Below are 14,656 nucleotides of genomic sequence, written 5' to 3'. Positions count from 1 at the left end.
TGTAAATAAGAATGACTACGATTAACTCGTCCTTTTTAAAAAGTCGTTAACTATTCTTCTTGTAAAACCCTTTTTTGATCTCTATTCCAACTCTTTTGGAGTTCCAATAATTTGGGTAAAAGGGATTTGATTTTTTCATCATCTCTTATTTTCACTGCTTCTAAAAATGCTTCATGATATTGTTGATGTTTTTCCTTCCACTCCTCACTAATCATGGAGTGATCAAATTCTTTCCCCTCTTTTTTTAATTCTTTCCATTTCTTTAATATCGTTTCCCGTTCCCTCATAATTTCTTTCCATTCCGTTTTTAACTCTGGATGATATTTGTCTAACAATAATTCATAATAAAATTGTATATGTATCCACATATCTTTATGGCGATGTTTAATATCCTGATTCATCTCACATTCTTTATCAATATCATCATCACTGGAATCTTCTGCAATAGTTGAAATAGGGAAAATAATTATCATGATAAGGGAAAATAGTAATGTAATAGTCTGAAACTTTTTCATTCTTGTCATTCATCCTTTCTTTTTGCCCTTAGTATACACATTCAACTATCCTCTATTCATCTAAGTAAACATAAGAAAAGCGCAAGCGCCTAAGCTCACGAGCGTAGGGCAGTGGAGGAATGACAACTAGAAGTCCGATCTTTGACTTCGGTTGTCACTTCCGAAGTGCCCCGCAGAGAGTAGGCGCTGGAGCTAGACAATACCCGAGGGTGCAAAAACGTATACTTATCTTTCAAAAAAAGAGCAAGCTTACATCAATAGAACATCGATGCGAGCTTGCTGGTCGTTCTTCACTGACTACTTCACAATGGTAGACAAGACCCTCTTTTTCATTAATAAATTGAAATAGTTTTTTCATTCATATTCTCTAAGCTGGTTTTTATATGTCCTAAGAATTTGCCGCAAATAAGGCCATCCAATACTCGATGATCTAATGACATGCATAAGTTCACCATATGACGGACAGCAATGGCATCATGCTCCATAATTACCGGACGTTTAACGATTGATTCCACCGATAAAATTGCCGCTTGAGGATGATTAATGATCGGTTGTGACATGATCGATCCAAAAGAACCTGTATTATTTACGGTAAATGTTCCTCCCTGCATGTCCTCTTGCTTTAAAGAGTTATTCCGCACTTTTGACGCAAGATCATTGATTTCCCTCGCCAAGCCTTTAATCGTCTTCTCATCTGCATGCTTAATAACTGGAACAAAAAGTTCCTTTTCCGTAGCAACTGCTAAAGAGATATTAACATCTTTATTACGAAGTATTTTATCTCCCGCCCACATGGAATTTACTTCTGGGAATTGCTTAAGGGCATCCACTGCTGCTTTCACAAAGAATGGCAAAAATGTTAGTTTTATTTCCTCTTTCCTCTGGAACTCGTCTTTCACTTTATTCCGATAACGAACTAGGTCTGTCACATCCACTTCTATCATCATCCAAGCGTGCGGTGCTTCGTGCTTTGATTTAACCATATTGTTTGCAATTGCTTTACGAACACCACTCACAGGAATCTCTTCCACTCTTCCTGATGCTGTTCCACTCACTAAGGATGATGAAACAGGACGTGTCTCTTTTGCAGATCGGGAGTCGCTATTTTCCTTTTCTTTCTTTGCATCTACAGTGGTTACTGGAAATTCTCCACTATCAATGATTGCCTGTAAATCTTTCCTTGTAATCCGCCCGCCTTTTCCGCTCCCATTTACTTGCTCTAAATCAATCCCATGCTCTTGGGATAAACGTAGGACCGCAGGAGAATATCGGCGCTTATTTGATTCATCTTCACCAGTCTGTTGGGCAGAGTCTTGAACAGAAACAGTTTCAGAAGTATCTTGCTCCACTGCAGAAGACTCTTCGTCTCCTTCCACTGTCATCGTACAGATGACTTCACCAACAGCAATCGTCTGATCCTCTTCTGCAACAAGTTCTTTAATCGACCCAGTGTAGGAAGAAGGAACTTCTGCATTCACTTTATCTGTCATTACTTCGGCGATAGGATCATATTTATTAACTTTATCACCAGGTTTAACGAGCCATTTCGTAATGGTACCCTCAGTAACACTTTCTCCTAACTGAGGCATTGTGATCTTTGTGGCCATTGACTGGCACCTCCTTGAAGGTCTCTGTCTTCTATTAGAATTCTGCTAATTCTTTCATTGCCGCTTCTACTTTATCAGGATTCACCATAAAATATTTTTCCATCGTTGGAGCGTAAGGCATTGCAGGTACATCAGGGCCTGCCAAGCGCTTAATGGGTGCATCCAGATCAAACATACAATGTTCTGCGATAATAGCTGATACTTCACTTATAATACTGCCTTCCTTATTATCTTCAGTGACCAATAGCACTTTACCAGTTTTTCTTGCAGCCTCGATTATCGCTTCTTTATCTAAAGGATAAACCGTACGCAAATCAAGAATATGTGCCTGGTAACCTTGCTTCGCTAGATTCTCTGCGGCTTGCATCGCGAAGTGAACACATAATCCATACGTTATGACGGTAATGTCATCTCCTTCTCGTTTTACATCCGCTTTTCCTATAGGGAGGGTGTAATCTTCATCGGGAACTTCTCCTTTGATTAAACGATAAGCCCGTTTATGCTCAAAAAATAGGACTGGATCATTACTGCGAATGGCTGCTTTTAATAATCCTTTAACATCATAAGGTGTGGATGGCATTACTATTTTGAGACCTGGAACATTTGCAAAGATTGCTTCTACGGATTGGGAGTGGTATAAAGCACCATGAACACCTCCACCGTACGGTGCCCTTATTGTAATTGGACATTGCCAATCATTGTTGGAACGATAACGAATCTTTGCAGCTTCCGATATAATTTGATTTACAGCAGGCATAATAAAATCGGCAAATTGCATCTCTGCAATTGGTCTTAGTCCATACATGGCCGCACCAATGCCCACTCCAGCAATTGCTGATTCAGCAAGTGGCGTATCAATAACCCGCTCCTCTCCAAACTGTTCATATAGACCATTGGTGGCACGGAAAACGCCCCCACGTTTCCCCACGTCTTCCCCTAGTACAAATACGTTTTCATCCCGTTCCATCTCTTCTCTTATGGCACGGGTTACAGCTTCAATATAAGATATAATTGGCATTGTCATCACTCCTCCCCATAAACGTATTTCAAGGCACTTTCTGGTTCAGCATATCCTGCTTTTTCTGCATAATCTGTTGCCTCATCAATTTCTTTACGCAGATTGGTCCGGAGTTCTTCTTCCGTTTTATCAGATAATAGACCTACTTCCTTTAAATAAGAGCCAAACGTTATTATAGAATCAATTTTTTTAGCTGCCTCCACTTCTTCCTTCGCGCGATAAACACTATCATCATCGTCACTTGAATGAGGAGTTAATCGATAAGATACCGTCTCAATAAGCGAAGGTCCCCCACCTTCGATTGCACGTTTTCTTGCTTTCGAAATTGCTTCATACACAGCCAACGGATCATTCCCGTCCACCGTTTCACCATGAATACCATATCCCACCGCACGGTCCGATACATTTTCACAGTTTAACTGTTTTTCTAATGGAACAGAGATGGCGTATTTATTGTTCTCGCACATGAAGATACACGGGAGATCGTGTACACTGGCAAAGTTTATCCCCTCATGGAAATCTCCTTGATTAGATGAACCCTCTCCGAAAGTAGTGAATGCTACCCAATCTTCCTTTTTCATTTTCGCGGCAAGTCCAAAGCCAACGGCATGAGGTACTTGTGTTGTCACAGGAGAAGATCCAGTTACGATTCTGTTCTTACTTTTGCCAAAGTGACCTGGCATTTGTCTACCTCCTGAGTTTGGATCTTCTGCTTTTGCAAAACCCGATAGCATTAACTCTTGTGTCGTCATTCCAAAGTGAAGTACAACACCCATATCCCGATAATATGGGAGAACATAATCCTTGTCTTTGTTTAATGCCATGGCCGCCCCTACTTGAGCTGCCTCTTGTCCTTGACAAGATATAACAAAAGGTATCTTCCCTGCTCGATTTAGTAGCCACATACGTTCATCAATCATTCTTGCTAAAACCATTGTTTTAAACATTTGAAGTACATCTTCATCAGATAATCCCAATTGGTGATGCCGAAGTTTAGTCATAAAATTCCCTCCTTGTTTCAAAAAATATTAATTTATATCAGTGGTTTTATCCACCATGAATCGCTTTTCCGTCTACTGCCAATGCCGCTTCCCCAATTGCTTCCGACAAGCTTGGATGCGGGTGAATAGTATCTGCCACTTCCCAGTGCGTGGCATCTAAAACTTTAGCTAATGCTGCTTCTGAAATCATATCTGTAACATGAGGTCCAATCATATGCACCCCTAACAAGTCATCATTTTTACTATTGGAAACAAATTTAACAAATCCAGATGTATCCCCATAAACAAGTGCTTTTCCGATTGCTTTAAATGAGAAAACACCTGTTTTCACATTGTATCCCTGGTCCTTAGCCGCATCTTCCGATAATCCGACACTTGCCACCTCAGGGGAAGAGTATGTACATTTTGGAACCATGTTTGGATCTACTGGATGGGCGTCTTTCCCTGCCAGATGTTCAACAGCTGCAATTCCTTCATGGGACGCAACATGGGCTAGTTGTAATCCGCCAATAACATCTCCAATGGCGTATATGTGAGATTCTTTCGTCTGATAAAATTCATTCGTGACGATAAATCCGTTTTCAATCTTTATATCTGTGTTTTGCAATCCTATATCGTCTATGTTTGCTGATCTGCCCACAGATACAAGTACCTTATCAGATTGTAGTGTCTTAACTTCCCCTTTATGTTCATATGGTACAGACATCAGCTTCCCTTCCACCTTGACCTGGTCCGATAAAACTTTTGCACCTGTAATTACTTTGACACCTTTTTTCTTCATGGCACGGAGCATTTCCTTCGAAATATCGGAATCTTCTGTGGGTAATATTTTTGGTAAGTATTCCAAAACCGTTACTTCAACTCCAAAATCTGCAAGCATAGAAGCCCATTCAATTCCAATGACTCCTCCGCCAATGATTGTAATAGTTTTTGGTAATTCTTCTAACTCAAGGGCGTCATCTGAAGTGAGTACATGAACATGATCAATTTCTAGCCCTGGCAAGGTTCTAGGCCTGCTTCCGGTTGCTATTATCACATTCTTAGGAACTAACATCTCATTGTTGCTCCCATCCGCCATTTCTACCGAAATCGTTCCTGGAGAAGGGGAGAAGATGGAAGGTCCAAGAATACGTCCGAAACCTTTATACACATCAATTTTCCCTTGTTTCATTAAATGTTGAACCCCCTTGTAAAGCTGGTCAACAATTTTTTCTTTTCGCTTTTGTACTTTTGAAAAATTTAAACTGGATTCTCCTATTTCCACCCCGAAGTCATTACTTTTTTGAACCGTCTTATAAACTTCTGCACTTCGCAATAATGCTTTACTTGGAATACAGCCCTTATGTAGACATGTTCCCCCTAATTTTTCCTTTTCTACTACAGCTACTTTCATACCAAGTTGAGAAGCACGGATAGCAGCAACATATCCCCCAGTACCTGCTCCAAGAATAACTAAATCATAATCAACGGCCATTGTATATCCTCCTAGTGAGTTTTTGCATTTTTAGACTCTTTCTCCGTTCCACCTAGATATTCCTTTGCATTTTCTTCATTTCTTAGAACTCGTAGCGCTCCTTCAGCTAACGCCTGCAGTTCGTTTTCACCTGGTTTTACAATTACTTCTGCAATCCACTTCACACGGTCAATGATTTTGGAGACAAATTGTTTACCATAAGCTAAGCCACCAGTAAGGACAATACTATCGATTTTACCTGCCAATACCGTGGAAGCAGCACCAATCTCCTTCGCGACTTGGTAAGCCATTGCATCATAGACCAATTCCGCTTTCTCGTCTCCTTTGGAAATTCGGTTCTCCACCTCAATCGCATCATTAGTTCCTAAATAACCAACGAGACCACCTTGTCCTACAATTTTCTTCATTATCTCATCTGCAAAATATTCTCCCGAAAAACACATGGAAACGAGGTCTCCGGCAGGAACAGTTCCCGCACGCTCCGGAGAAAATGGACCTTCTCCATGAAGTCCGTTATTTACATCAATGACACGACCATCTTTGTGAACACCAACTGTGATCCCTCCCCCCATATGAACGACTATTAAATTTAGGTTTTCATAAGGTTGTTGAAGATCCGTTGCTACACGCCTGGCCACAGCCTTTTGGTTAAGCGCGTGGAAAATACTTTTTCGGTCAACATCTGCAAAACCAGATACCTTTGCAATCGGTTCCATTTCATCCACGACTACTGGATCAACAATATAGGCATTAATATTTAATTGAGATGCAATTTCATGTGCTAATATTCCACCTAAATTAGAGGCATGCTGTCCTGAATATCCCTTTTTCAAATCTTCTAGCATGACTTCATTCACAGAGTATGTTCCACCTTCAATCGGTCTCAGTAAGCCCCCTCTTCCAACAACAGCTGAAAGCTTTGAAAGGTTAATTCCACTTTTGTCGAGTGTTTCCAAAATCATATTTTTTCGGAAAGGGTATTGCTGAATGATCGAGTCAAACTCATTTAAGACCTTTCTGTCATGGCGGATTGTTTCCTCCACAATGATATGCTCATCATCAAATACTCCAATTTTCGTAGATGTGGATCCTGGATTTATCGTTAAAATTCTAAATTCTTTCTGTTCCACTTCATTACCTCCATCGTATTGAAACGACTTTGTAGATGAACCCTTGTCAAAAGACAAGGGTTCCGAACCTATTTAGGAATCATCTGCCGCGGCTAAGGATGTTCATTCCGTTAGATAAAAATTGCTTTCTCGATTTACGCATTGTTTCGATCCGTTCTTCTGCCATTCTGTCAGCAGCAACATAGGTTGGGATTTGATCCCGCTTTGAAATTTCAAAAATGGTGGAGATACTGTCGTAAATTGTCTCTACTTTTTTCAATGCACGTTCACGGTTATATCCTAAAAGTTCATCGGCCACATTGATTACTCCACCGGAATTAATAACATAATCTGGTGCATATACGATGCCCATCTCCTGAATAATATCCCCATGTCTTGTTTCTTTTAATTGATTATTCGCTGCCCCTGCAATTACTTTCGCCTTAAATTGAGGAATTGTTTCATCATTGACTGTCGCACCAAGAGCACATGGGGAATAGATATCACAATCAACACGATAAATATCTTCTGTATTCACTGCTTCTGCACCGAATTCTTCCACAGCACGTTGAACTGCCTGTTTGTTAATATCCGTTACAATTAACTTCGCTCCTTCTTCATGAAGATGTCGGCAAAGGGTATAAGCAACATTTCCAACTCCCTGAACTGCCACACGTTTTCCTTCGAGAGAGTCGTCTCCAAATGCTTCCTTTGCTGCAGCCTTCATTCCTACATAGACCCCGTACGCTGTTACTGGAGAAGGATTTCCAGAAGAACCAAAGGCAGGGGAAATTCCTGTTACAAAATCCGTTTCTTGATATACAAGGTCCATGTCCTCAACGGTTGTTCCCACGTCTTCCGCAGTTATATAACGTCCATTTAAACCTTGAATAAATCTTCCGAATGCCCTGAACATTGCTTCATTTTTATCTTTTCGAGGGTCACCGATAATAACTGTTTTTCCTCCCCCGAGATTTAAACCTGCTGCTGCATTTTTATAGGTCATACCCTTAGCTAGACGAAGTGCATCTTCAAATGCTGCTTCTTCCGATTCATATGTCCACATCCTTGTTCCACCAAGAGCAGGCCCTAAAGTTGTATCGTGAATCGCTATGATAGCTTTCAATCCAGATTGTTTATCCTGACAAACGACAACTTGTTCATAATCATACATCTCCATATACTTAAATAATTCCATCATTTATTCCTCCTCTATTTTCTTCGTTAATAAGTCTATTTATTGACTGATGACGAACTGACTGCCATAGCCATGGAAAACAACTTACTGTCTACTGAATCCGATCTTGAAGTAAGAATTACAGGTGCTTTAGCACCAACAATCATTCCTCCCACAATGGCACCACCAAAATAAGTTAAAGACTTATAAAGGGTATTTCCCACTTCAATAGTGGGTACAAGCAATATATCTGCCATACCAGCAACACTTGATGTAATTCCTTTTTGCTTCGCAGCTTCGAGGGATATGGCATTGTCAAAACCCAATGGGCCATCTACAATACATCTTGTAATTTGACCCCGTTGGTTCATCAATGTCAATGCAGCTGCATCTAACGTTGCCTCCATTGCAGGATTAACCGTTTCAACCGCTGCAATAACAGCAACTTTTGGCCGATGGATACCGATTAAATGTACGGTATTCACTGCATTCTGTAAAATTTCAGCTTTCTCTTTTAGGGAAGGATGAATATTCATCGCAGCATCGGTTACGAATAAAATATTATCCTTATTTGGAATCGAAAATCCAGCAATATGGGAAAGGATTTTCCCTGTTCTTAACCCATATTCTTTATGTAACACTGCTTTTAATAAAATTGAGGTGGACAGCATTCCCTTCATCAATACATCTGCAAGTCCACTCGAAACATATTGAACAGACTTTTGTGCCGATTCATGGGGAGACTTAGAATCAACCCATTCTATTTTTGCTTCGGTCTCCTCCGTAAAACCTGATTCCAGTTTCAGATTATTCATAACATCCATAGGTCCTATAAAGATAAAAGAACCGATTTTTCCCTCAATGGCCTGTTTGGCTGCCAAAAATAATGATAAGTCTGTTGCATGGGCAATGACAATAGAACGGTTTGATTGTTCTTTTACTTTTTGTAATAAATCATCTAACGTCATATTCAATCCTGTCCACCTTTCATAAGACCTTAGCATCCAAGTATATATCATGCAAAACACGTGCCAACTTTAATATAAAAAGAATTAAGCCAATCTGAACAGATTATATTGTTGATGCCTGCAAAACTTTTCACACTAAGCAATTGTTTGCATGCAGTTTACTGCAAGCTTTACAATCCTTAATCCCTTTGTAAATTATACTTGTCCAATTTATAATATAAATTTCTTATTGAAATTTGTAATTGTTTTGCTGTTTTCGTTTTGTTTCCATCATTTTGTTGGATGGCTAGGATAATCAGGTCTTTTTCTGTTTCATCTAACACTTCCTGCAATGTTTTACCGGAAAAGTTATTATCCTTATTTATTATCTTATTATTACTATTTAATGCCTCTTCTGTAGGTCCCAGTAACGGTATGTGTGATTGATTAATTTGATTTTCTAAATAGTGCATATGAATCATTGCGCGTCCAAGGATATTTTCTAGTTCTCTCACATTCCCAGGCCAATTATATTCAGTTAACTTTTTCATTCCTGCTGGACTGATCCCCACCACATTCCGACCATAGTCTTGATTTAATTTCACTAAGAGGTGCTGAGATAAAATAGGAATATCTTCTTTTCGGTTTCGTAGAGGCGGAATAACTATTGGCATTCGATTCAGACGGTAGAATAAATCATTTCTAAATTCCTTATTATGTAATTTCTGTTCCATATTCACATTAGTCGCAGCTATAATACGAACATCAATTGGGATGGACTTCGTACCACCAACTCTTACAATTTCCTTTTCTTGTAATACCCTTAGTAATTTGGCTTGTGTTTGAGGTGATATCTCCGCAATTTCATCTAAAAAGACACTCCCTTTATCTGCCTCTTCAAAAATACCTTTTTTTCCACCCCGCTTCGCACCGGAAAAGGCCCCTTCTTCGTATCCGAATAATTCACTTTCTAATAAAGATTCTGATATGGCGGCACAGTTAACACGAATAAATTTGTTATACTTACGATTACTTGCATTATGTATCGCATGGGCGAATAATTCTTTACCAGTTCCAGATTCCCCTTGTAATAATATTGTTACTGGAGTAACAGCAGCCATTCTAGCTTGTTGAATTGCTTTTTTTAATCCGTCAGAGTTTCCAATAATATCTTCGAAACTATACTTCGCTTCCAATTTCCGAATAATATGTTTCGCTTTTTCTAATTCCATATTTAATGTTTCTATTTCTGACATGTCATGAATGACACCGACACTGCCCTTTATATCCCCGTCCACAATCACAGGAGCCACATTGACAATCACATCTTTTCGATTTGGTCCCACTTTCATCTTTGCTCCCCGAACAGCTTTGCCTGTTTCAAGAACATGCATGTGCATGCTTTCCCCTTCTGAAATATCTGTCGTTGCAGGTTTACCAATGATATCTTCCTCTGCTAAACCAGTTAGTCTTGTATATGCCGGATTAATTAATATGCCCTTTCCTTCTTCATCAACAACAGAAATAGCGTCATCTGAAGATTCAATAATTGCCTCAAGCATCTCTTGAATACTCTTTAAATTGGTTACTTCTTCTGCCATGTTAACGATCTCGGTTATATCCCTAAAAACTGCAAGTGCACCAGTTAATTGTGAACCTTTATACATAGGTACTCTCGTAGTTAGTATCTTTCTTCCATTCGTTAGAATTTGGTGACGGTTCGTTTCTGGTTTTCCAGTTTTAAGCACATTCGGTAATTGACTTGTAGGGAGGACCGTATCGATTTTTTTGCCTAAAATATCTTCCCGACTCAATCCGGAAATCTCTTCTGCCCGTTTATTTATCAAAGTTATTTGTTGTTCCATATCTACAGAAATCATACCATCATAAGTCGAGTTTAAAATAATATCCATTTTTGTATTATGACGAGTAACTTCCTCAATCAATTTCTTTTTTTCCTCTATGAGATAAAACATCACAGAGGCAATAGTACTAGGGATGAGAGTTATTGGTTTGTCCTTAAGGAACTCTCTAATCTCGTTATATAAATTTTTATTACCAGTGACTTCCACCACTATATCTAATGGAGAGAGTGTCGCCAAGGCGTCTTTCCAACCTTGAAATGTTGGTATGTTGTACTTTTTTGCGATTCTTAACCCTTTAGCATTAATGTTCCTGTCAACCACTCCCACAATGATGAATTGCTGGGTTTCCTTCAGGACATCAATTAGTGAAGCTCCCCCTTCACCTGCTCCAATTAACAAGATCCGTTTCAACCGTGTTCCCCCCTCGTTAACACATACAGTAAGTTTGCCAATTGACTAGTTAAATAAATCATGATTTTCTGTGTGCAAATTTTTTCACACTTCATTCTCACTATACACGATTCTACAAAAAAAGGACAATCTTTCATTTGCGGTACATGATCTAATTCGTATAAAATAATAGGGGAAGAGATGATAGTAGGAAAGCAACAGAAAGGAAACTTAACATGACTATTCAGCGTTTTTTGGCTTTATGTGTCTTATTAATACCTGGTTTTATTGCAGGGTATGGAATTAAACTGATGAGAGATACTATTTTTCAAATAAAAATATGGCCTTATGAATGGCTATGGCTTCAATTCATTGTGGGAGTGTTGGCTTTAGTGTTTGGTGTTTGGTTTATTGGGGGATTTATTCTACATCGAGATCGTAAAAACAATAAAGTGGCACCTAGATTTAGACGTACAAACAATTAGTAATTAATTTTAGAAGGGTATCAATAACATCATGGTTATTGGTACCCTTCCTATTCCACTCTCCCCCATTGATCAAAAGTTCGAATGATCGGTGTCCGTTCAACCCATTCCTGTATTGATTTCCTTTCAGCAATCCATGTGATAAAAACACTGAAAAGAAGGACTGTAATTTGATAAATCATAGATTCTGATTGAAGAGATACAAGGGCAACCCAAGCTCCAATTAGCATTGCTCCATTGTCCCCCAACATTCCTTTCATTGCGGATTCATATATTGCCCATAGAAGAAATAGCAGTATAGTCACAAAAATAGATAAAAAGCTTGCATTTAAAACAATAAGTGGTACAAACAGTAATACAAAAGCCGTTTTCCAGACACGGAGTGGTTTCGTATCTAATAGGTTCATTGAATGGGGAATAAATATTAACAAGGCCACAGAATAATACGGAAAATGTCCAGTATGAACAATCGCGTATACAAGTGCTCCAAGTGTTATCCCAAGTGCTTTTACCAATCCTGTTGTACATTTTTTTTCTGTGAAAAACAGGCCAAAATGACCTTTTATTCCCTTAGGGAGTGGGTTTCCATAAACATCGTCAATCAATCCTAATCCCCAAACAAGGAAAAGGTACACCATGTTCCAGCCTGTTTGATAAAGAGTTTTAAAAAACAGATAATCTACAAACAAAAAAATCATCAAAATTGCACCAATACTGTACGGTACTTCTCTACTTTTATAGTTTCTTACCGTCCATTTGAGATTGTTAAAACAAAATGTAACTAGATAAAAACATAATAAGATAATTATTGAAAATGCCATACCGTTCTCTCCAATTCAATCCATTGCTTCGCACGGTGATAAAATCCCCTTATATCTTTTCCTGTGGTCCGGTGTTTCATTGATGTATGTACTTCCTCAATCGTTGCTCCATTCAACAAAAATGTTAAATTTAAATGTATCTCCAATCCATATCCCACTACACCATGATTTATTATTTTACCAATCCAGTTCCTGTGAAAGACCCTTTGTCCAGATAATGGGGCTTCTAAATGTTTTCCTGTTTTTTTAAGAATGATGCGTTGCGCCCTCTTTTTCACAAGTCCTAAACCTTTTTCCATTTGTTGCGGAAAAATGGCAATCGTCATGTCTGCCCTTCCTTTTATGATAGGTTCCAATAATTTAATTGCATCTGAAGCAGATTCCCCTAAATCAGCATCTAAGAGCATCACCCATTCTCCTTTAGAATGGGTTAATCCCGTTATGATGGCATTTCCTTTTCCTTCATTTTTGTGATGCTTTAAAACGATGTTTGTGTATTTCTTTGCTATATCAAATGTATTATCACTACTACCATCATCCACTACAATGATTTCATTAATCCAGGATTGAGCGATTAGACTTGTGAGAGTTGTTCCAATCATGTCTTCTTCATTGTAGGCTGGTATAATTACATCTACTTTCATTTATTCGATACTCCATCATCATAATTCATAGATTGATCATAAAAAAATGGTATTTTCGATAATGAAACAAGCCGATGAATTTGCTTAATATCTGAAACCTTGTCCCCCACATACATTCTGGTTAATAACGTGGACCCCATTCCTTTTCTGCCTTTCTCCACAAGTTCAACCACTGAGGTGCGGCATCCAATCGTGTAAATATGTTGTGCTTGAGAGACATAGGCTAACATGATCGCTAAGTCTTCGCTTAGTCCAGGAAATGGAATTGCCTCGGATTCAATGGACAGTTTTTTTAACCGTTCTTGACCTGGACTCGTCCCATTCAGATATGAATGAGAAATAAATCTACATTGATATTTTGTTACATCTTCCGGTATGGAATCCATATCACCTATTATATATTCCGGCTTAATGTTGTATTCGGAAAGTAGTACCGATGCCCCATCAACAGCCAATACGACACAATCAGGGTTTTTTAAAAGGGGTCTTGCCATACGTATATCTTCCTCAAGGCTCGCACCCCTTGCAATTATAAATACATTTTTCCCTTTAATTTCTGGTAATATGGGAAGCTGGTTTATGAATTTTAAAAAAAGCTCCATCTCTTTTTCGGCAAAATTAAAGCTATTAGCAACAAAATGCTTATATAATTCCGGGTAATTTAATCTCCCTTCCGAAATTTTCTTTTGAAAAAAATCCAAAGTATAAGGTACTAAATCTCCAACTAATACCCAATCTTGTCCTTTTCTTTGAAATAATTTATCTTCTATAACTGTAATATCAAGTAAATTCCCTAGTTTCATTTTAGGCTGATCTAAATCAAAAACTGGAATCCCAAAGTGGAGCAAATGATCTACTCCAGATCTTGGTATCTTCCCAGTCACAGAAATTTTCGTATTAATAACTGCTTTCACACCTTTACGGACCATCTCTTCTGCTGCAACAATGTCAATATCTTCATGTTCCAGTATTATGATTGCGCCCTTAGGAATAATATGCAGTAATTTTTTCGTACTTTTACCAAAATAAGCTTCACCTTTTATACGATTCATTCCATTCATTCTCCTTTATCACTGCTTCCTAATTGTTAGTATTAGCAACAAATCCAGAATCCATGAAAAAAAGACCAATTGAATAAGAAAAGCGCAAGCGCCTATGCTCACGAGCGTAGGGCAGTGGAGGAATGACAACTAGAAGTCCGCTCTTCGACTTCAGTTGTCACTTCCGAAGTGCCCCGCAGCGAGTAGGCGCTGGAGCTGGACAACTTGCCCGAAGGTGCAAAAACTTATGCTTTCTTACCTTTCAAGAAAAGCGCAAGCGCCTATGGTCACGAGCGTAGGGCAGTGCCTCTTTCTCTACAAGTATCGCTCCGTTGTTTATCCGTCGAGGCAACTCGAAGCTAACTCGCGAAGTAAACGCTCGTTGGACAGCGAATTCGAAGAAGTAGCTAGAAGTCCGCTCTTCGACTTCAGTTGTCACTTCCGAAGTGCCCCACAGGGAATATGAAGAAACTGAAAAAGTTTAAAACCACTTTTTCAGTTCCTTTTATCTGTATGGCAATGGCTGCGCTCGTCGCTCGCCTGATAGGAGAAAACCACTCCTA

General features: G+C 38.9%; 13 protein-coding genes. 1 reads left to right on the top strand and 12 read right to left on the bottom strand.

Annotation, left to right across the window (positions count from 1 at the left end):
- Nucleotides 1-50 precede the first annotated feature (50 nt).
- From KS419_RS23420 to KS419_RS23380, 9 genes are all read right to left on the bottom strand, one after another.
- Nucleotides 51-515, bottom strand: coding sequence for a hypothetical protein (locus tag KS419_RS23420; protein ID WP_217069487.1), 465 nt, complete (start codon nucleotides 513-515; stop codon nucleotides 51-53).
- A gap of 332 nt (nucleotides 516-847) precedes the next feature.
- Entirely contained in the window at nucleotides 848-2,122 is a 1,275-nt protein-coding gene (locus KS419_RS23415) for a dihydrolipoamide acetyltransferase family protein (protein WP_217069485.1), read from the bottom strand.
- Between the two features lie 34 nt (nucleotides 2,123-2,156).
- Entirely contained in the window at nucleotides 2,157-3,140 is a 984-nt protein-coding gene (locus KS419_RS23410; RefSeq protein WP_217069482.1) for an alpha-ketoacid dehydrogenase subunit beta, read from the bottom strand.
- A 5-nt stretch (nucleotides 3,141-3,145) separates the two neighbouring features.
- Nucleotides 3,146-4,141 (bottom strand): thiamine pyrophosphate-dependent dehydrogenase E1 component subunit alpha, encoded by a 996-nt coding sequence (locus tag KS419_RS23405; RefSeq protein WP_217069480.1) that lies wholly within the window; start codon nucleotides 4,139-4,141, stop codon nucleotides 3,146-3,148.
- Nucleotides 4,142-4,187: 46 nt separating this feature from the next.
- Nucleotides 4,188-5,615 (bottom strand): dihydrolipoyl dehydrogenase, encoded by a 1,428-nt coding sequence (gene lpdA / locus KS419_RS23400; RefSeq protein WP_217069478.1) that lies wholly within the window; start codon nucleotides 5,613-5,615, stop codon nucleotides 4,188-4,190.
- Nucleotides 5,616-5,626: 11 nt separating this feature from the next.
- Nucleotides 5,627-6,745: a butyrate kinase gene (gene buk, locus KS419_RS23395; RefSeq protein ID WP_217069477.1), complete on the bottom strand. Its 1,119-nt coding sequence runs from the start codon at nucleotides 6,743-6,745 to the stop codon at nucleotides 5,627-5,629.
- Nucleotides 6,746-6,824: 79 nt separating this feature from the next.
- Nucleotides 6,825-7,922 carry a branched-chain amino acid dehydrogenase gene (gene bcd, locus KS419_RS23390; RefSeq protein WP_217069475.1) on the bottom strand — a complete coding sequence of 366 codons (1,098 nt, stop codon included), beginning with the start codon at nucleotides 7,920-7,922 and terminating at the stop codon, nucleotides 6,825-6,827.
- 35 nt (nucleotides 7,923-7,957) lie between these two features.
- Nucleotides 7,958-8,869 carry a bifunctional enoyl-CoA hydratase/phosphate acetyltransferase gene (locus tag KS419_RS23385; RefSeq protein ID WP_217069602.1) on the bottom strand — a complete coding sequence of 304 codons (912 nt, stop codon included), beginning with the start codon at nucleotides 8,867-8,869 and terminating at the stop codon, nucleotides 7,958-7,960.
- A gap of 179 nt (nucleotides 8,870-9,048) precedes the next feature.
- Nucleotides 9,049-11,124: a sigma 54-interacting transcriptional regulator gene (locus tag KS419_RS23380; RefSeq protein WP_217069473.1), complete on the bottom strand. Its 2,076-nt coding sequence runs from the start codon at nucleotides 11,122-11,124 to the stop codon at nucleotides 9,049-9,051.
- Between the two features lie 221 nt (nucleotides 11,125-11,345).
- Between KS419_RS23380 and KS419_RS23375 the strand changes: the two genes are divergently transcribed.
- On the top strand, nucleotides 11,346-11,588 hold the full coding sequence (locus KS419_RS23375) for a DUF2627 domain-containing protein (protein ID WP_380086061.1): 243 nt from the start codon (nucleotides 11,346-11,348) through the stop codon (nucleotides 11,586-11,588).
- A 50-nt stretch (nucleotides 11,589-11,638) separates the two neighbouring features.
- Here the strand turns inward: KS419_RS23375 and KS419_RS23370 are convergent, their stop codons facing one another.
- The 3 genes from KS419_RS23370 to steA are packed head-to-tail and all read right to left on the bottom strand — an operon-like array spanning nucleotide 11,639 to nucleotide 14,105.
- Complete coding sequence (locus KS419_RS23370; protein WP_217069470.1) at nucleotides 11,639-12,409, bottom strand: hypothetical protein; 771 nt, start codon at nucleotides 12,407-12,409, stop codon at nucleotides 11,639-11,641.
- Entirely contained in the window at nucleotides 12,394-13,053 is a 660-nt protein-coding gene (locus KS419_RS23365) for a glycosyltransferase family 2 protein (RefSeq protein ID WP_217069468.1), read from the bottom strand. The genes KS419_RS23370 and KS419_RS23365 overlap by 16 nt, the downstream gene beginning before the upstream one ends.
- The gene (gene steA / locus KS419_RS23360) at nucleotides 13,050-14,105 is read right to left on the bottom strand and encodes a putative cytokinetic ring protein SteA (RefSeq protein WP_217069466.1); all 1,056 of its coding nucleotides are present in this window, start codon (nucleotides 14,103-14,105) and stop codon (nucleotides 13,050-13,052) included. Before steA ends, KS419_RS23365 begins: the two co-directional genes overlap by 4 nt.
- Nucleotides 14,106-14,656 lie beyond the last annotated feature (551 nt).

Source organism: Evansella tamaricis, assembly GCF_019042215.1.
Classification (GTDB): Bacteria; Bacillota; Bacilli; order Bacillales; family Salisediminibacteriaceae; genus Evansella; species Evansella tamaricis.
This window is presented reverse-complemented; position numbering and strand designations above follow the sequence as displayed.